General features: G+C 61.3%; 18 protein-coding genes. 12 read left to right on the top strand and 6 right to left on the bottom strand.

Annotation, left to right across the window (positions count from 1 at the left end):
• The first annotated feature begins 231 nt into the window (after positions 1–231).
• Both rpmB and rpmG read left to right on the top strand, forming a co-directional pair.
• A complete protein-coding gene (gene rpmB / locus HX803_RS10455) occupies positions 232–465 on the top strand; it encodes a 50S ribosomal protein L28 (RefSeq protein WP_003176907.1) in 234 nt (77 codons plus the stop codon).
• An 11-nt stretch (positions 466–476) separates the two neighbouring features.
• On the top strand, positions 477–632 hold the full coding sequence (rpmG, locus tag HX803_RS10450; protein WP_003176906.1) for a 50S ribosomal protein L33: 156 nt from the start codon (positions 477–479) through the stop codon (positions 630–632).
• A 71-nt stretch (positions 633–703) separates the two neighbouring features.
• Here the strand turns inward: rpmG and HX803_RS10445 are convergent, their stop codons facing one another.
• Positions 704–1,066, bottom strand: coding sequence for a cupin domain-containing protein (locus HX803_RS10445; RefSeq protein ID WP_065902480.1), 363 nt, complete (start codon positions 1,064–1,066; stop codon positions 704–706).
• A gap of 230 nt (positions 1,067–1,296) precedes the next feature.
• Between HX803_RS10445 and HX803_RS10440 the strand changes: the two genes are divergently transcribed.
• Both HX803_RS10440 and HX803_RS10435 read left to right on the top strand, forming a co-directional pair.
• Positions 1,297–2,790, top strand: coding sequence for an aldehyde dehydrogenase (locus tag HX803_RS10440; RefSeq protein ID WP_178920331.1), 1,494 nt, complete (start codon positions 1,297–1,299; stop codon positions 2,788–2,790).
• 157 nt (positions 2,791–2,947) lie between these two features.
• Positions 2,948–4,090 (top strand): MFS transporter, encoded by a 1,143-nt coding sequence (locus tag HX803_RS10435; RefSeq protein WP_178920329.1) that lies wholly within the window; start codon positions 2,948–2,950, stop codon positions 4,088–4,090.
• Positions 4,091–4,213: 123 nt separating this feature from the next.
• Here HX803_RS10435 and HX803_RS10430 read toward each other — a convergent pair whose 3' ends face one another.
• Positions 4,214–5,782 carry a phospholipase D family protein gene (locus HX803_RS10430; RefSeq protein ID WP_178920326.1) on the bottom strand — a complete coding sequence of 523 codons (1,569 nt, stop codon included), beginning with the start codon at positions 5,780–5,782 and terminating at the stop codon, positions 4,214–4,216.
• A 62-nt stretch (positions 5,783–5,844) separates the two neighbouring features.
• Positions 5,845–7,269 (bottom strand): PLP-dependent aminotransferase family protein, encoded by a 1,425-nt coding sequence (locus HX803_RS10425; RefSeq protein WP_178920324.1) that lies wholly within the window; start codon positions 7,267–7,269, stop codon positions 5,845–5,847.
• A 166-nt stretch (positions 7,270–7,435) separates the two neighbouring features.
• Between HX803_RS10425 and HX803_RS10420 the strand changes: the two genes are divergently transcribed.
• Positions 7,436–7,660, top strand: coding sequence for a DUF1127 domain-containing protein (locus HX803_RS10420; RefSeq protein ID WP_178920322.1), 225 nt, complete (start codon positions 7,436–7,438; stop codon positions 7,658–7,660).
• Here the strand turns inward: HX803_RS10420 and HX803_RS10415 are convergent, their stop codons facing one another.
• Complete coding sequence (locus HX803_RS10415) at positions 7,661–8,953, bottom strand: FAD-binding oxidoreductase (protein ID WP_178920320.1); 1,293 nt, start codon at positions 8,951–8,953, stop codon at positions 7,661–7,663.
• Between the two features lie 115 nt (positions 8,954–9,068).
• On the opposite strand from HX803_RS10415, the gene HX803_RS10410 reads away from it, so the two are divergent.
• Positions 9,069–9,422, top strand: a complete 354-nt coding sequence (locus HX803_RS10410) for a YkgJ family cysteine cluster protein (RefSeq protein WP_178920318.1) — start codon at positions 9,069–9,071, stop codon at positions 9,420–9,422.
• A 103-nt stretch (positions 9,423–9,525) separates the two neighbouring features.
• On the opposite strand, the gene HX803_RS10405 is transcribed toward HX803_RS10410, so the two are convergent.
• Positions 9,526–10,014, bottom strand: a complete 489-nt coding sequence (locus tag HX803_RS10405) for an Lrp/AsnC ligand binding domain-containing protein (RefSeq protein ID WP_003176896.1) — start codon at positions 10,012–10,014, stop codon at positions 9,526–9,528.
• A gap of 156 nt (positions 10,015–10,170) precedes the next feature.
• On the opposite strand from HX803_RS10405, the gene dadA reads away from it, so the two are divergent.
• The 6 genes from dadA (at position 10,171) to HX803_RS10375 (ending at position 16,270) form a co-directional block, all read left to right on the top strand.
• The gene (gene dadA, locus HX803_RS10400) at positions 10,171–11,472 is read left to right on the top strand and encodes a D-amino acid dehydrogenase (RefSeq protein WP_178920316.1); all 1,302 of its coding nucleotides are present in this window, start codon (positions 10,171–10,173) and stop codon (positions 11,470–11,472) included.
• Positions 11,444–11,797 carry a RidA family protein gene (locus HX803_RS10395; RefSeq protein WP_145158111.1) on the top strand — a complete coding sequence of 118 codons (354 nt, stop codon included), beginning with the start codon at positions 11,444–11,446 and terminating at the stop codon, positions 11,795–11,797. Before dadA ends, HX803_RS10395 begins: the two co-directional genes overlap by 29 nt.
• Positions 11,798–11,876: 79 nt before the next feature.
• Positions 11,877–12,950, top strand: a complete 1,074-nt coding sequence (alr, locus tag HX803_RS10390) for an alanine racemase (RefSeq protein WP_178920314.1) — start codon at positions 11,877–11,879, stop codon at positions 12,948–12,950.
• 116 nt (positions 12,951–13,066) lie between these two features.
• Complete coding sequence (locus HX803_RS10385) at positions 13,067–13,615, top strand: cupin domain-containing protein (RefSeq protein ID WP_003176893.1); 549 nt, start codon at positions 13,067–13,069, stop codon at positions 13,613–13,615.
• Positions 13,616–13,796: 181 nt separating this feature from the next.
• Positions 13,797–14,210 carry a cytochrome c5 family protein gene (locus HX803_RS10380; protein WP_176994669.1) on the top strand — a complete coding sequence of 138 codons (414 nt, stop codon included), beginning with the start codon at positions 13,797–13,799 and terminating at the stop codon, positions 14,208–14,210.
• Between the two features lie 137 nt (positions 14,211–14,347).
• Positions 14,348–16,270, top strand: coding sequence for an acetyl-CoA hydrolase/transferase family protein (locus HX803_RS10375; RefSeq protein WP_178920313.1), 1,923 nt, complete (start codon positions 14,348–14,350; stop codon positions 16,268–16,270).
• A gap of 147 nt (positions 16,271–16,417) precedes the next feature.
• On the opposite strand, the gene HX803_RS10370 is transcribed toward HX803_RS10375, so the two are convergent.
• Complete coding sequence (locus HX803_RS10370; RefSeq protein WP_025856334.1) at positions 16,418–16,990, bottom strand: xanthine phosphoribosyltransferase; 573 nt, start codon at positions 16,988–16,990, stop codon at positions 16,418–16,420.
• Positions 16,991–17,043 lie beyond the last annotated feature (53 nt).

The following is a 17,043-nucleotide window of genomic DNA, read 5'->3' as shown; positions in this document are numbered from 1 at the left end:
CAACGGTTCAGGCGTCTGCTGCCAAGATTTACGCCGGTAAAAACACACGGGCTGTTGTTGCACTGGGGTCTTTCTGGTATAAAGCAGCGCTCTTTTCTAGGGGCCCGGTTCCTTCGCTTGTAGGTGTAGCCGGTAAGACCCTAAAGAAACGCGGCGCCTGGCGCCAAATGACTGAGAGATTAAGCGGCCAACCCATGCCGGGTTGGGCATGTGGTTTTAGAGGGCTGAGGCATGTCGAGAGTCTGTCAAGTTACCGGTAAGGGTCCGGTGACTGGGAATAACATTTCCCACGCAAATAACAAAACCCGTCGTCGTTTCCTGCCGAACCTGCAGCATCACCGCTTCTGGGTTGAAGAAGAGAAACGTTTTGTTCGCCTGCGTGTATCTGCTAAAGGCATGCGTATCATCGACAAGCGTGGCATCACTGTCGTGCTGGCCGAAATCCGTGCCGCTGGCAAGATCTAAGGAGCTCTATCATGCGTGAATTGATTCGAATGATCTCTAGCGCCGGTACTGGTCACTTCTACACTACCGACAAGAACAAGCGTACTACCCCGGACAAGCTCGAAAAGAAAATGTTCGACCCGCGCGTTCGCAAGCACGTGATCTACAAAGAAGGCAAAATCAAGTAATTGATTTTCCTCCTTGTGAAAAAAAGCCCGTCTCTCACGAGTCGGGCTTTTTTTTGCCTGCGATTTTCTGATCAGGCCTTCTGCTCGAACACCACGTAGATCTTGCGGCACGGCTCCAGCACTTCCCAGGTACCGCTGAAACCAGCGGGAATCACGAAGCGGTCGCCGGCGCGCAGGGTCTTGGCATTGCCCTCGGCATCTCGCAATACCGAAACACCCTGCACAATCTCGCAGTACTCGTGTTCGGTGTAGTTGACCTTCCATTGCCCGACCTCGCCTTCCCACACCCCGGCGCTCATCTGGCCGCACGGGCTGTTGTAGTGGTTGTAGATCGTTTGCTCCGGGTCGCCCTTGAGGATTTTTTCCGCAGCGGGGCGGTAGCGATCGGGGGCGGTGTTGGCTTGGCTGAAGTCGACGATGTCCTGGATGCTCATGTGCGTGTCCCGTCTGGCCTGCGGTTGGAGAGCCCAAAGTCTATGTTTATTAAAATGAACATCGCAAGGGCGTTTGCCGGCGTTATGTCAAATATATTGAAACATCCCCAGCCGCTGGTTTAGGGTGGCAGCTGCCTTGAGCCGAACAGCTGGCTGGCCGGGCAAGAATTCTGTGAGGCTGCCGGGGGACATCGCCTGGCCCTTGTATTCAATAAGAGGAGGACACTCGCATGACCACCCTGACCCGTGCCGACTGGGAACAACGCGCCAAGGATCTGAAGATCGAAGGCCGCGCCTACATCAACGGCGAATACACCGCCGCTGCTTCCGGTGACACGTTCGAATGCATCAGCCCGGTCGATGGCCGCCTGCTGGCCACTGTTGCCAGCTGTGACGCCGCCGACGCCCAGCGCGCCGTGGAAAACGCTCGCGCTACCTTCAATTCCGGTGTGTGGTCGCGCCTGGCGCCGGCCAAGCGCAAGGCCGCCATGCTGCGTTTCGCCGATTTGCTCAACGCCAATGCCGAAGAGCTGGCGCTGCTTGAAACCCTGGACATGGGCAAGCCGATCACCGACTCCCTGGAAATCGACGTCCCTGGCGCCGCCAATGCCCTGAGCTGGAGCGGTGAAGCCATCGACAAGATCTACGACGAAGTCGCCGCCACCCCGCACAACCAGCTGGGTCTGGTGACCCGCGAGCCGGTCGGTGTCGTGGGCGCCATCGTGCCGTGGAACTTCCCGTTGATGATGGCCTGCTGGAAGCTCGGCCCGGCGCTGTCCACCGGTAACTCGGTGATCCTCAAGCCGTCCGAAAAATCCCCGCTGACCGCCATCCGCATCGCGGCCCTGGCGGTTGAAGCCGGCATTCCAAAAGGCGTGCTGAACGTATTGCCAGGCTACGGCCACACCGTGGGTAACGCGCTGGCGGTGCACATGGATGTCGACACCCTGGTGTTCACCGGTTCCACTAAAATCGCCAAGCAGCTGTTGATCCGCTCCGGCGAGTCGAACATGAAGCGCGTCTGGCTGGAAGCCGGTGGCAAGAGCCCGAACATCGTGTTTGCCGATGCCCCGGACCTCAAGGCCGCTGCCGAATCGGCGGCCGGCGCCATCGCCTTCAACCAGGGCGAAGTCTGCACCGCCGGTTCGCGTCTGCTCGTCGAGCGCTCCATCAAGGACAAATTCCTGCCGCTGGTGATTGAGGCCCTCAAGGGTTGGAAGCCAGGCAACCCACTGGACCCGGCGACCAACGTCGGCGCCCTGGTGGACACCCAGCAGATGAATACCGTGTTGTCGTATATCGAGGCTGGCCACGCCGATGGCGCCAAGCTGGTCGCGGGTGGCAAGCGTACCCTGGAAGAAACCGGTGGCACCTACGTCGAGCCGACGATTTTCGACGGTGTGACCAACGCCATGAAGATCGCCCAGGAAGAGATCTTTGGCCCAGTCCTGTCGGTGATCACCTTCGACAGCGCCGAGGAAGCGGTGAAGATCGCCAACGACACCGTCTACGGCCTGGCCGCAGCGGTGTGGACCGCCGACATCTCCAAGGCGCACCTGACCGCCAAGGCACTGCGTGCCGGTAGCGTGTGGGTCAACCAGTACGACGGCGGCGACATGACCGCCCCGTTTGGTGGCTTCAAGCAGTCGGGCAACGGCCGCGACAAGTCGCTGCACGCGTTCGACAAGTACACCGAGCTGAAGGCGACCTGGATCAAGCTCTGATTTTCAGGGCTTATTGCGGTTAAAAATGTGGGAGCGGGCTTGCTCGCGAAGGCGGTGTATCAGTACCAGATTGACTGGCTGACGGACCGCATTCGCGAGCAAGCCCGCTCCCACGCTGTTTTGTGTGATCTTAAGAATTATCCACAGGAGCGTGGAAATGCGTTGGGCGACTTATTTCGCCGTCTTGGCCTCAGTCCTCAGCGTCGGCCTGGCCCTGGGTGTGAGCATGCCGCTGGTGTCCCTGCGCCTTGAAAGCTGGGGTTATGGCAGCTTTGCCATTGGGGTGATGGCGGCGATGCCAGCCTTTGGCGTCCTGCTGGGGGCCAAGGTCTCCAGCCGGATGGCATCGTGGCTGGGCACCGCCAACCTGATGCGCCTGTGCTTGTGGGCGGGCGCGGTGTCCATCGGCCTGCTGGCCATCCTGCCTAGCTACCCGGTGTGGCTGGTGCTGCGGCTGATGATCGGGGTGATCCTGACCATCGTGTTTATCCTCGGTGAAAGCTGGATCAACCAGTTGGTGGTGGAGCAGTGGCGGGGCCGGCTGGTGGCGCTGTATGGCTGCAGTTATGCCTTGAGCCAACTGTCGGGGCCCCTGCTGCTGGGAGCGCTGGGTACCGACCACGATTATGGTTTCTGGGTGGGCGTGGGGTTACTGGTGGTGGCGCCCTTGCTGTTGCTGGGCCGCAGCGGTGCTCCGACTGCCGAATCCTTCAGCGTGACCCTGGGCGACCTGTGGCGCTTCTGCCTGAGCCTACCGGCAATTGCCTGGGCGGTGGCCTTGTTCGCCGCGTTCGAAGCGATGATTCTGACGCTACTGCCGGTGTATTGCCTGCAACAGGGGTTCACGGCCGAGATCGCCTTGGCCATGGTCAGCACGGTGGTGGTCGGCGACGCGCTGTTGCAGTTGCCTATCGGCGCGCTGGCCGACTACCTGCCTCGGCGCACGCTTTTTCTGAGTTGTGCGGTGCTGTTGCTGGCGTCGAGCCTGGCGATTCCCGTGGTGTTGCACACGCTGCTGATCTGGCCGGTGTGGGTGTTGTTCGGTGCCAGTGCGGGCGGGTTGTTCACCCTGTCGTTGATCTTGATCGGCGAGCGTTATCGCGATGACGCGCTGGTGCGCGCCAATGCCCACATTGCGCAGTTGTGGGGGATCGGTTGCCTGATCGGGCCGTTGGTGGCCGGCGCGGGCAGCCAGTGGATCAGCGGGCATGCGTTGCCACTGTTGATGGCTGCCGGGGCGTTGGGCCTGGTGGTGTTGCTGTTGCGCCAAGGTGCATTCGGCGCCGCGCAACCGGCCTGACCTTGAAATGCGATCAATTTGTAGGAGCTGGCTTGCCTGCGATGGCATCTCCTCGGTGTAACTGAAAAAACGAGGTGCCTGCATCGCAGGCAAGCCAGCTCCCACATTCAATCTCCATTGTTCTTACAGCATACGTTCAAGGCCGACTGAGGTGGCGAACCATGCATTGAAGCGACGCCACCAACTGCCCGGCTCGCGGGTCAGGGTGTGCAACTGGCCGTTGTCTTCAGTCACCCATACCACCTGGCCATCCTGCAATTTCGCCTCATAGCTCAACGCCGGCGCCATGCCTTGCAGCGCCAGGCCGCGCACGTGCTCGGCCAGCTCGGGACTGTCCACCAGCACGCCGACTTCGGTGTTCCACAGTACCGAACGCGGGTCGAAATTGAATGAACCGATAAACGACTTCTCGCGATCAAAGATCATCGCCTTGCTGTGCAGGCTCGAGTCCGAGCCTCGGAACGTACCGCGACGAAACAGGTGCGGGCCGCTGCCGCCTCCGGCATCGCCCGGTTGGCGACGCAACTCATAGAGTTTCACGCCGTGCTCGAGCAACGCCTTGCGGTAGGGTGCGTAGCCACCGTGCACGGCAGGCACGTCCGTAGCTTCCAAAGCGTTGGTCAGCAGGCTTACGGAGACGCCCGCATCCGCGCGGCCGGTCAGGTAGACCAGGCCGGGCGGCCCCGGCACGAAGTACGCCGAGATCATCATCAGCTCGTGATTGACGCCTTCCAACTCCGGCGCCAATTGGGTGGTCAGCAGCAGCCGCGGGTCCGGCTCGGCCGTGGCCAGTACCTTGCTCGGCGCATCCCACAACGCCTGGTTCCAGGCCCAGATCAGTTCGCGGCGCCAAATATCCATGCGCGGTTGGGTCTGGTAGGTGCGCAAGCGGTTGTACAGCGCATGGTTCTGCTGGCGCGATTCGGCCAGCGAGGCTTCCAGGCGCACGCGGGCTGCGGCCAGGTCGCCTTTGGACGGGGCGTTGGAAACAAACTCATCGATGGGTTTGCTCAGCGCGCTGTTCCAGTACTGGTCGAAGCTGTGGCCCAGTTGCTCGGCCACCGGGCCCACGCTGAGCATGTCGATGTCGGTGAAGTTCAGGTTGGGCTCGGCGTCGAAATACTCATCCCCCAGGTTGCGCCCGCCCACAATGGCCACGCTGTTGTCGGCCAGCCACAGCTTGTTGTGCATACGACGGTGTTGCAGCGACAGGTTGAACAGTCGGCCCATGGCTCGCGTTACGCCCGTGCTACGCCCCAGGTGCAGGGGGTTGAACAGGCGAATCTCAATCTTGGGGTGGGCGGCGAGGGTGGCGATGATCTGGTCAAGGCCGTCGCTCGTGGTGTCGTCCAGCAGGATGCGGATGCGCACGCCCCGGTCGGCGGCCTTGAGCAGCTCGTCCACCAGCATGCGGGTGCTGATGCCGTCGTGCACGATGTAGTACTGCAGGTCGAGGCTGACCTGGGCGTTGCGGATCAGTTCGGCGCGGGCCATGAAGGCTTCGCTGCTGTTGGGCAGCAGGCGAAAGCCCGAGCGCCCTTGATGGGGCGCCGCCTGGGCCTGGATCGAGCGGCCGAATGAGGATTGCTCGGCGGGCAGCGCGTCGCTGGGGACACGCGGTACATCCACCGTCGCACACCCACCCAGGGCCAGGGCGCCCAGCATTAAAAACGGTAAAAGCCGTCGAATCATCAAGGGCGCTGCTTCCAGTTCAGGGCGGTTGTGGGCATATGACGGCCATTTCCCGCGAAAGGTCAGTCGGCCGCCTCGGCCAGCAACTTGATTGCGGCGGCACCGACCTTGCGCACCGCGTCTTCAATCTGCGGGGTTGGCTTGGCAGCGTAGTTCATGCGCAGGCAGTTCCGGTATTTGCCCGAGGCAGAAAAGATACTGCCCACCGCCACCTGTACGCCCTGTTCCACCAGGCCACGGTTGAGCTTGAGCGTGTCGAAGCCTTCGGGCAGCTCGATCCAGAGCATAAAGCTGCCCTGGGGGCGGCTGGCCCGGGTGCCGGCTGGGAAGTAGCGGCTGACCCAGTCGATCATCAAGTCGCGATTGCGCTGGTACTGGGTGCGCATCCGCCGCAAATGCGGCTCGAAGTGCCCGCCTTTGAGAAATTCGGCGATGGCGATCTGCGGCTGGGTCGCCGTGGAGCCGGTGCTGATGTATTTCATGTGCAGCACCCGTTCCAGGTAGCGCCCCGGCGCCACCCAGCCAATGCGCAGCCCGGGCGCCAGGGTTTTCGAGAACGAGCTGCACAGCAGCACGCGGCCGTCTTCGTCGAACGACTTGATGGTGCGCGGGCGGGGGTAGCTGTAGGCCAGCTCGCCATACACATCGTCTTCGATAATCGCCACGTCAAAGCGCTGCGCCAGGGTCAGCAATGCTTTTTTGCGGGCCTCCGGCATGATGTAGCCCAGGGGGTTGTTGCAGTTGGGCGTCAGTTGGATGACCTTGATCGGCCACTGCTCCAGGGCCAGTTCAAGGGCTTCGAGGCTGATCCCGGTGACCGGGTCTGTAGGGATTTCCAGGGCCTTCATGCCCAGGCCCTTGAGGGTCTGCATGGCACCGTGAAAACTCGGCGAATCCACCGCAACGATATCGCCGGGCTCGCAGATGGCGTGGATGCTGGCGGACAGCGCTTCGTGGCAACCGGTGGTGATCACAATATCTTCGGCGGTCAGTTGGCAGCCCGAATCCAATGACAGCCGTGCAATCTGCTCGCGCAGTTCCATACAGCCGAGGATATTGTCGTAATACAGGCCCGGCAGATCCTGGCGCCGGCTCACCCGTGCGAGGCTGCGCAATAGGGGTTTCATGGTGGGCGACAATACGTCTGGCATGCCACGACCCATCTGTATGACGTCTTTGCGTGGCACGGCACGAATCAGTTCGAGTACCTGGTCCCACTGGGAAATTTCCACCGGGCGCTGTGCCGGGCGACCCACTTCCGGCAGTGCCGGCAGCTCGCGACCGACGGGCACAAAGTACCCGGACTTGGGCTTGGGCATCGCCAGGCCGTTGTCCTCGAGCAGGCGGTAGGCCTGCTGCACGGTGCTCAGGCTGACTCCATGCTCCACGCTCAAGGCCCGTACTGAGGGCAAGCGGTCGCCCGGGCGGTAGAAGCCCTGCTCGATGCGGGTACCCAGCAGTTCGGCGAGGTTGACGTAAAGGGTCATGGCGGTCGCTCCCAAGAGACCAGTACAGATAGGGGGAAAATACAGGATTCAGGCGTCGATAGGCAGTATCTGTATGGATTTAATAAACACGGGTTGAATCTGTATCGCTTTTGGCTCACCGCCCATTCTAGTCACTCATGGCAACAAGCAAATGAGGGGCAGCAAAATGAGCGGCATGAGCGATGTGCGGTTGGCGTTATACAGCCAGGAACTGGAGGCCGGAGAAGAGCGGGCGAGGGCGCCGCGCAATATCAGTCGCTGGGACTTGTTCTGGCACCGCCGCCACACCCGCAAGGCATTGCTGCACCTGACTCGCGAGCAGTTGCGCGATGTCGGGCTGACCGTGGAACAGGCACGCCAGGAAGGCCTGAAGCCGTTCTGGCGCGATTGATCAGACCAGTTCCTTGAGGCGGTGCCAGAGCATGCCCAGCGCCAGCAGCGGTGAGCGCAGGTGCTTGCCGCCCGGGAAGGTGATGTGCGGCACCTGGGCGAACAGATCGAAACGGCCCTGCTGCTGGCCACTGATGGCTTCGGCCAGCAGCTTGCCCGCCAGGTGGGTGGCGTTGAGGCCATGGCCCGCGTAAGCCTGGGCGTAATACACATTGGGCTGGTCGGCCAACCGACCAATCTGCGGCAGACGGTTGGCACCGATGCCGATCATGCCGCCCCATTGGTAGTCGATTTTCACGTCGGCCAGTTGCGGGAACACCTTGAGCATTTTCGGACGCATGTAGGCGCCGATGTCCTGGGGATCGCGGCCGGAATAGTGACAGGCACCACCGAACAGCAAGCGTCGGTCGGCGGACAACCGGAAGTAGTCCACCGTCACCCGCTGGTCGCACACTGCCATGTTTTGTGGCAACAGATTATGGGCCTGCGCTTCGCTCAGCGGCTCAGTGGCGATGATGTAGCTGCCGGCTGGCAGCACCTTGCCACCCAGCTGTGGGTTGAGGTCATTCAGGTAGGCGTTGCAGGCCAGCACCAGGGTCTTGGCGCGCACGTTGCCCGAGGCGGTGTGCACGTTAACCTCGGGGCCGTAGTCGATGCGGGTCACTTCGGATTGTTCGTACAGTTTCACGCCCAATTGCTGCGCGGCAGCTGCTTCGCCGAGGGCCAGGTTCAACGGGTGCAGGTGGCCGGAACCCATGTCGATCATGCCGCCCACATAGCGGTCGGAGCCGATTACGCTGCTCATCTCGTCGGCTTGCAGCAGGCGTACTTCATGGCGATAGCCCAGGCTGCGCAGCTCGTCTGCGTCCTCGGCAAGGCCCAGCAGGTCGCGGGGTTTGTTGGCGAGGTCGCAATAGCCCCAGGTCAGGTCGCAAGGAATCTGATAACGCTCGATACGCTCGCGCACGATCTCCACCGCTTCCAGGCCCATCAGCTTCATCTGGCGCACGCCGTCGGTGCCGATCACGTGGGTGAACTGGTCCAGGCCATGGCCGACGCCTCGGATCAACTGGCCGCCGTTGCGCCCACTGGCGCCCCAGCCGATCTTGCGCGCTTCCAACAGCACCACGCGCAAGCCACGCTCAGCCAATTCCAGCGCGGTGTTGAGCCCCGAAAAACCGCCGCCGATCACGCACACATCCGCCGTCACTTCACCGGCCAGCGCCGGGTAATCGGGTTGCGGCACGCTGCTGGCGGCGTAGTAGGAAGCGGTGTGCCGGGCGCTGGCGGTCATGGGGAGCATCCCTGTTTGGAAAATTTGACGCAGGATACAGCGGTCGGGCGAAGCTGTCTCACCGCAGGCTTTTGCGGCAGAATCCACGCCTATTCGCCGTTCGGTACGTGTTTCGATGAGTTGCAACAGTCAGAAAATCAGCGCGCTGCGCCGTCAGATCCCATCGTTCGAGTGCGTCCCGGGTTGCCACGACTGCTGTGGGCCGGTGACCACCTCGCCCGAGGAAATGTCGCGCCTGCCACGCAAGACCGCTGCCGAGCAGGATGCGGCCATGGACGCGCTGAACTGCGTGCACCTGGGGTCAAACGGCTGCACGGTGTATGACGAGCGCCCGCTGATCTGCAGGTTGTTCGGCACCACCAAGACGTTGCCTTGCCCCAATGGGCGGCGGCCCGTGGAGCTGATTCACCCGCGGGTGGAGAAACAGATCCACGAGTACATGGCCAGCACTCGGCAAGTGCTGGTTTAACTCGGTTAATGTGGGAGCTGGCTTGCCTGCGATGGCGGTGGGTCAGTCACCACCGCTATCGCAGGCAAGCCAGCTCCACATTTGACCCAGTTGTGTCAGTTGGTTAATCAGGAATCGGCAGGTTCAGGCTCTCCTTCACCTCTTCCATCACGATGTAGCTCTTGGACTCCCGCACATGGGGCAACTTGAGCAGGATGTCACCCAGCAATTTGCGGTAGGACGCCATCTCGGAAATCCGCGCTTTCACCAAGTAGTCGAAGTCGCCTGATACCAGGTGGCACTCCAGCACGTGGGGCAGTTTCAGCACGGCGCGGCGGAATTCTTCAAAGGTGTCGCCAGACTTGTAATCGAGGCTGATCTCGACAAATACCAGCAAACTGCCCTTCAAATGCTGCGGGTTGAGCCGTGCGTTGTAGCCCATGATGATCCCTTCGCGTTCCAGCCGACGGACCCGTTCGGTACACGGCGTGGTGGACAGCCCGACCTTTTCTCCCAGTTCCGTGAACGAGATTCGCCCATCGGTCTGCAGGATGCGCAGGATGTTGCGGTCGATCTTGTCCAGCTCCCGCTTGGTCTGGGTGTTGGTACGCATAGGGGATACGCCTCTGTGAAAAGGGTTTTTGCCAAGAATTGTCGCCAAATATAGGCACTTATATAGTGAAATGCACTGGCAATAGTTTTTTACACTGCGCACATCATTGCTCGAACAACACACGTCAGCGGCCATGCCCGCGATGAGGATATAAAAATGCGCGTTCTGGTCTTGGGTAGCGGCGTCATTGGTGTGACCAGTGCCTACTATTTGGCTCGGGCCGGCTTTGAAGTCGTGGTCGTCGACCGTCAGCCTGCCGCTGCCATGGAAACCAGTTTCGCCAACGCCGGCCAGGTATCCCCGGGCTACGCGTCGCCATGGGCCGCGCCGGGTGTACCGCTCAAGGCCATCAAGTGGCTGCTGCAACGCCACGCGCCGCTGGCCATCAAGGCCACCGCCGATATCGATCAATACCTGTGGATGGCGCAGATGCTGCGCAACTGCACCGCCAGCCGTTATGCGGTGAACAAAGAGCGCATGGTGCGCCTGTCCGAGTACAGCCGTGACTGCCTCGACGAACTGCGCGCCGAGACCGGCATTGCCTATGAAGGCCGCAGCCTGGGGACTACCCAGTTGTTCCGCACCCAAGCCCAGTTGGACGGTGCCGCCAAAGACATCGCCGTGCTGAAAGAGTCCGGCGTGCCGTTTGAGTTGCTCGACCGCGCCGGCATCGCTCGCGTCGAACCGGCCCTGGCCAGTGTCACCGACATCCTCGCCGGCGCCCTGCGCCTGCCGAACGACCAGACTGGCGACTGCCAGATGTTCACTACCCGCCTGGCCGACATGTGCAAGCAGTTGGGCGTGGAGTTCCGTTTCGAGCAAGACATCCAGCGCCTCGACTACGCCGGTGACCGCATCAACGGCGTTTGGATCGACGGCAAGCTGGAAACCGCCGACCGCTACGTGCTGGCCCTTGGCAGCTACTCGCCGAAGCTGCTCAAGCCGCTGGGGATCAAGGCGCCGGTGTACCCGCTCAAGGGTTACTCGCTGACCGTGCCGATCACCAACCCCGCGATGGCGCCGACCTCGACCATTCTCGATGAGACCTACAAGGTCGCGATCACCCGTTTCGACAACCGCATCCGTGTCGGCGGCATGGCTGAAATAGCCGGTTTTGACCTGTCGCTGAACCCGCGTCGACGTGAAACCCTGGAGATGATCGTCAACGACCTTTATCCTCAGGGCGGCGATTTGACCGAGGCCAGTTTCTGGACCGGCCTGCGCCCGACCACGCCCGACGGCACGCCGATTGTGGGTGCCACACCGTTCAAGAACCTGTTCCTGAATACCGGCCACGGCACCCTCGGTTGGACCATGGCCTGTGGCTCCGGCCGCCTGCTGGCCGACCTGATGGCGAAGAAAACGCCGCAAATCAGTGCCGCAGGTCTCGATATTTCCCGTTACGGCAACCACCAGGAGTCCGCAAAACATGTCAATCCAGCGCCAGCTCACCAATGAGCGCATGAGCCAGATCGTTGTCCACAGCGGCACCGTGTACCTGGCAGGGCAAGTCGGCGACGACATGAGTGCCGGAATTGAACAGCAGACCCGTGAAACCCTGGCCAATATCGAGCGTTTGCTGGACCTGGCCGGCACCGATAAGAGCAAGTTGCTGTCGGTGACGATCTACCTCAAAGACATCGACGCCGACTTCGCCGGCATGAACGCGGTGTGGGACAAGTGGCTGCCCAAAGGCGTCGCTCCGGCCCGTGCCACGGTTGAAGCCAAGTTGTGCGAACCGGAAATCCTGGTAGAGCTGTCCGTCGTGGCGGCGCTGCCTTAAACCTGGATCCCTCTCCCGGTGCCGACGTTGTCGGTCGGTGCCGGTTTTTCTTTACTCTGCCGCCTAGAAGCCTGCCGCCATGCGTCCTGCCCGTGCCCTGATCGATCTCCAAGCCCTGCGTCACAACTACCAATTAGCCCGCGAAGTCACGGGGGCCAAGGCCCTGGCCGTGGTCAAGGCCGATGCCTACGGCCATGGCGCCGTGCGTGTGGCACAGGCGTTGGAAGCCGAGGCCGACGGGTTTGCCGTGGCGTGCATCGAAGAGGCATTGGAGCTGCGCGCAGCCGGCATTCGAGCGCCGGTGCTGTTGCTCGAAGGCTTTTTTGAGGCTGACGAGCTGCCGCTGATCAACGAGCATGATTTGTGGTGCGTGGTGCATTCGTTGTGGCAGTTGGAGGCAATCGAGCAGGCCAGGCTGAGCAAGCCGCTGACCGTCTGGCTCAAGCTCGACTCCGGCATGCACCGGGTTGGCCTGCATCCCAAGGATTACCATGAGGCGTACCAGCGCCTGCTGGGCAGTGGCAAAGTCGCCAAGATCGTATTGATGAGCCACTTCGCCCGCGCCGATGAACTCGACTGCGTGCGCAGCAATGAACAAGTGGCGGTGTTTGAAGCGGCGCGCCAAGGCTTGTCGGCCGACGTCAGCCTGCGCAACTCGCCGTCGGTGATGGGCTGGCCGAATGTGTCCAGCGACTGGGTACGCCCGGGCATCATGCTCTACGGCGCCACGCCGTTTGGCGAAGACCAGGCGGTGGCCGCACGTTTGCAGCCGGTGATGACCCTGGAGTCCAAAGTGATTTCTGTGCGTGAACTGCCGGCCGGCGAGCCGGTGGGCTATGGCGCCAAATTCATCACACCCAAGCCGATGCGCATAGGCGTGGTAGCCATGGGCTATGCCGATGGCTACCCGCGTCATGCGCCGACCGGCACGCCGGTACTGGTCGCCGGGCAACGCAGCCAATTGCTCGGCCGCGTTTCGATGGACATGCTGTGCATCGACCTGACGGACGTGCCCCAGGCCGGCCTTGGTTCTACGGTGGAGTTGTGGGGCAAAAACATCCTGGCCAGTGATGTTGCGGTGGCCGCCGAGACCATCCCCTACCAGATCTTCTGCAACCTGCGCCGCGTGCCAAGGCTCTATTCCGGCGCTTGACCGCCGGGTACGAACGCAGGTGCCCGGGATTTAGGCCCAAGTGTTGTAAATACTGAACGCTGTCGCCATGATAACGCTCAATTACAACAACGCCTGAATCCTAGGAGGCTCCTGCATTGGACGTCGGCGAACGACTGCAATCCATCCGTAAACTCAAGGGTCTTTCCCAGCGTGAGCTCGCCAAGCGTGCGGGTGTCACCAACAGCACCATTTCGATGATCGAAAAAAACAGCGTCAGCCCCTCGATCAGCTCCTTGCGCAAGGTGCTGGGTGGCATCCCCATGTCCATGGTCGAGTTCTTTTCCGAGGAGATCCTCCAGGAAATACCGACGCAGATCGTCTATAAAGCCAATGAGCTGATCGACATTTCCGACGGTGCCGTCACCATGAAACTGGTAGGCCGGGCGCACCCCAGCCGGGCAATTGCATTCCTGAACGAGATCTACCCGCCAGGCGCCGACACCGGCGAAGAAATGCTCACCCATGAGGGCGAAGAAACCGGGATTCTGGTGGAAGGTCGCCTGGAGTTGGTGGTCGGTCTTGAAACTTTTGTGCTCGAAGCCGGCGATAGCTACTACTTTGAAAGCACCAAGCCCCATCGTTTTCGCAACCCGTTCGATGTGCCGGCGCGACTAATCAGCGCAGCCACACCGGCGAACTTTTGACAGAAGAGGCGTGCTGCCAGCGTTGCAGACACACCCGTCGCTGTAACCGTGACGCCGAATCTCCCTTTATTTAATAGGGTTGTTTCGGCCGGGCGGGCTAACCGTTATACTTTCGCCGCCTGCGAAACCGTGGCCGCAGGCGTGAATAGCCACCATTGAGGGTGAACGCGTGAACCTAATTATGAAAATGCTGGCTGCACCAGCAACCGTACTGGCCCTATGGGCTGTCAGCGCTCAAGCTGCGACCAATGATGAAATTGCCAAGCGCCTGGAGCCCGTGGGCCAGGTCTGCGTTCAAGGCCAGGAATGCAAGGGCATGGAAGTGGCCGTGGCCGCAGGTGGCGGCGGTGCTGCCAAGACCCCGGATGACGTGATTGCCAAGCACTGCAACGCGTGCCACGGGACTGGTTTGCTGGGCGCCCCGAAAATCGGTGACACCGCCGCCTGGAAAGACCGCGCCGACCACCAGGGTGGCCTCGACGGCCTGTTGGCCAAGGCCATTACCGGCCTGAACGCCATGCCGCCCAAAGGCACCTGCGCCGATTGCTCGGATGATGACCTCAAAGGCGCGATCAAGAAGATGTCCGGCCTCTGATCCGCCGATCTTCGTCAAAAAAGCCGCTTGTAAGCGGCTTTTTTGTGCCCCCCATTTGTGTTTCGGCGCTGTTCATTGCAGCAAAGACCCGGCAAGCTCGGTCCAACCCCTAATCATGGAATGTTCGGGAGGGTCGGATGGTGCAGTTGTGTTCAATTGAGCAAGCCGTTGACGACGTATTGGCGCGCTTGCCCGCGCATATACACATGGGCATGCCGTTGGGCCTGGGCAAGCCCAACCTGTTCGTCAACGCGCTGTACCGGCGTATTGCCAAGTTGCCCGAGCGGCAACTGACGCTCTACACCGCCTTGAGCCTGGGCCGTCCGCCATTCGGCGATGGTTTGCAAAAGCGCTTTCTCGGGCCCTTTATCGAGCGGGTGTTCGGCGACTACCCCGAGCTGGATTTTCTCGCCGACCTGCACAAGGACAGCCTGCCGGCCAATATCCACGTGCAGCAGTTCTTCATGCAGCCCGGCAGTTTGCTCCACAGCCGTTCGGCGCAGCAGGACTACGTCAGCAGCAACTACAGCCACGCCGCCCGCGACATCAACGCCGCCGGCCTGAACCTGGTGGCGCAACTGGTCGCCAGCAGTGCCGAACACCCCGACCGCCTGAGCCTGAGCTGCAACCCGGATATCACCCTCGACCTGCTGCCGATGATCGCCAAGCGCCGCGCCGCCGGGGAAACCATCCTGGTGGTGGGCCAGGTCCACAGCGACTTGCCCTACATGCCGGGGGATTCCGAGCTGGGCATGGATGCGTTCGATTACCTGATCGATGAAAAAGACAGCACCACGCTGTTCTCCACACCAAACATGCCGGTGGGGTTCCAGGACCATTTCATCGGCCTGCATGCCAGCACGTTGGTGCGTGATGGCGGCACGTTGCAGATCGGCATCGGCTCCATGGGCGACGCGCTGACCGCCGCCTTGCTGGCCCGCCAGGCCGATAACGAGGCTTACCGCCTGCTGCTGACCGACCTTGATGTGTACCAATGGGCGCCGCTGATCAGCCATGAAGGCGGCGTCGCGCCGTTTGTGCGGGGCCTGTATGGCTGCAGCGAGATGTTCGTCAACGGCTTGCTGGTGCTGGCGGATGCCGGGATCGTGCGGCGCAAGGTGTACCCGGATGTGGCCACCCAGGAGCAGGCCAACGCTGGCACGCTGGACGACGCCGCGCAGCCCGACGGCGTGTCTATCCATGGCGGCTTCTTCCTCGGGCCGCGCAGTTTTTACCAGCGCTTGCAGGAGATGACCCACACCAAGCGCCTCGAATTCAACATGACCCGCATCAGCTACATCAACGAGCTGTACGGTCAGGAAGAACTCAAGCGCCTGCAGCGCCTGGATGCGCGGTTTATCAACAGCGCGATCATGGTCACGCTGCTGGGCGCGGGCGTTGCCGACCAGCTGGAAGACGGCCGTGTGCTCAGTGGTGTGGGCGGGCAATACAACTTTGTCGCCCAGGGCCATGCATTGGAAGGCGCACGCTCGATCCTGATTTTGCGCAGCTGGCGCGAATCGGCGGGGGAGGTGAGTTCCAATATCGTCTGGGACTACGGCCACTGCACCATTCCGCGACACCTGCGGGACATTGTCATCACTGAATACGGTATTGCCGACCTGCGTGGTCAGACGGATGCCAAAGTGATCGAGGCGTTGCTCAAGATCACCGACTCACGCTTCCAGGATGATTTGATCGAGCAAGCGCAAAAGGCCGGCAAACTGCCCGAAGGTTTCCAGTTGGCGCCGCGTTTTACCGACAACACCCCGGAGCGGCTCAAAGGCATTCAGGCGCGGCATCGGCGATTGTTTCCGGAGTATCCGCTGGGCAGCGATTTCACGGAGGAGGAGCGGGATCTGTTGCGGGCGTTGAACTGGCTCAAGAGCAAATTCAAGCTGACGGAGATTCTGGAGTTGGGCAAGGCTGCGTTGGACGCGCCGGAGCCAGAGGCGTTTCCCGAGCATTTGAAGCGGATGCGTTTGGATAAGCCCGAAGGCTTGAAAGAAGACCTCTACCAGCGCCTGCTACTCGCCGGCCTACAAGCCACCGCACACTAACAAACAATGCAAATCAAATGTGGGAGCGGGCTTGCTCGCGAATGCGGTGGACCAGTCAATAAATTCAGCGACTGATACTCTGCATTCGCGAGCAAGCCCGCTCCCACATTTTGATCCGTGTTCACTGGGAATTTGCCATGTGGCAAATTATTCGATGAAGGTGACCACGCCGCCTTCCAACGACTTCACCCGTGCCAGCGACTCAACCCGGTAACCTTGTGCATCCAGCTCCGCCCGACCACCCTGGAACGACTTCTCGATCACGATCCCCAAGCCGGCCACGGTAGCGCCCGCCTGCTTGATGATCGAAATCAGCGCCTGGGACGCCTTGCCGTTGGCCAAAAAGTCGTCGATCACCAGCACGCGGTCGCTGCTGGTCAGGTGACGAGGGGAGATCGCCACGGTGCTCTCGACCTTCTTGGTGAAGGAGTACACCGTCGCCGACAGCAGGTTTTCCGTCAGGGTCAGGGACTGTTGCTTGCGCGCGAAGATCACCGGAACGCCCAGGTTCAAGCCGGTCATGATGGCCGGTGCTATCCCTGAGGCTTCGATGGTGACGATCTTGGTGATGCCCGAGTCCTTGAACAGCGCGGCGAATTCGTCGCCGATCAGTTTCATCAGTGCCGGGTCGATCTGGTGGTTCAGAAAGGCGTCGACCTTGAGTACCTGATCGGAAAGCACGATGCCTTCTTCGCGAATTTTCTTGTGCAGTGCTTCCACGGAAAGCTTCCTCTGTTGACGCAACGGGCGCCGAAAGTAGATTAAAAAGTAGT

Origin of the sequence: Pseudomonas sp. P7548, assembly GCF_013386585.1 — a bacterium.
Lineage (GTDB): Bacteria > Pseudomonadota > Gammaproteobacteria > Pseudomonadales > Pseudomonadaceae > Aquipseudomonas.
This window is presented reverse-complemented; position numbering and strand designations above follow the sequence as displayed.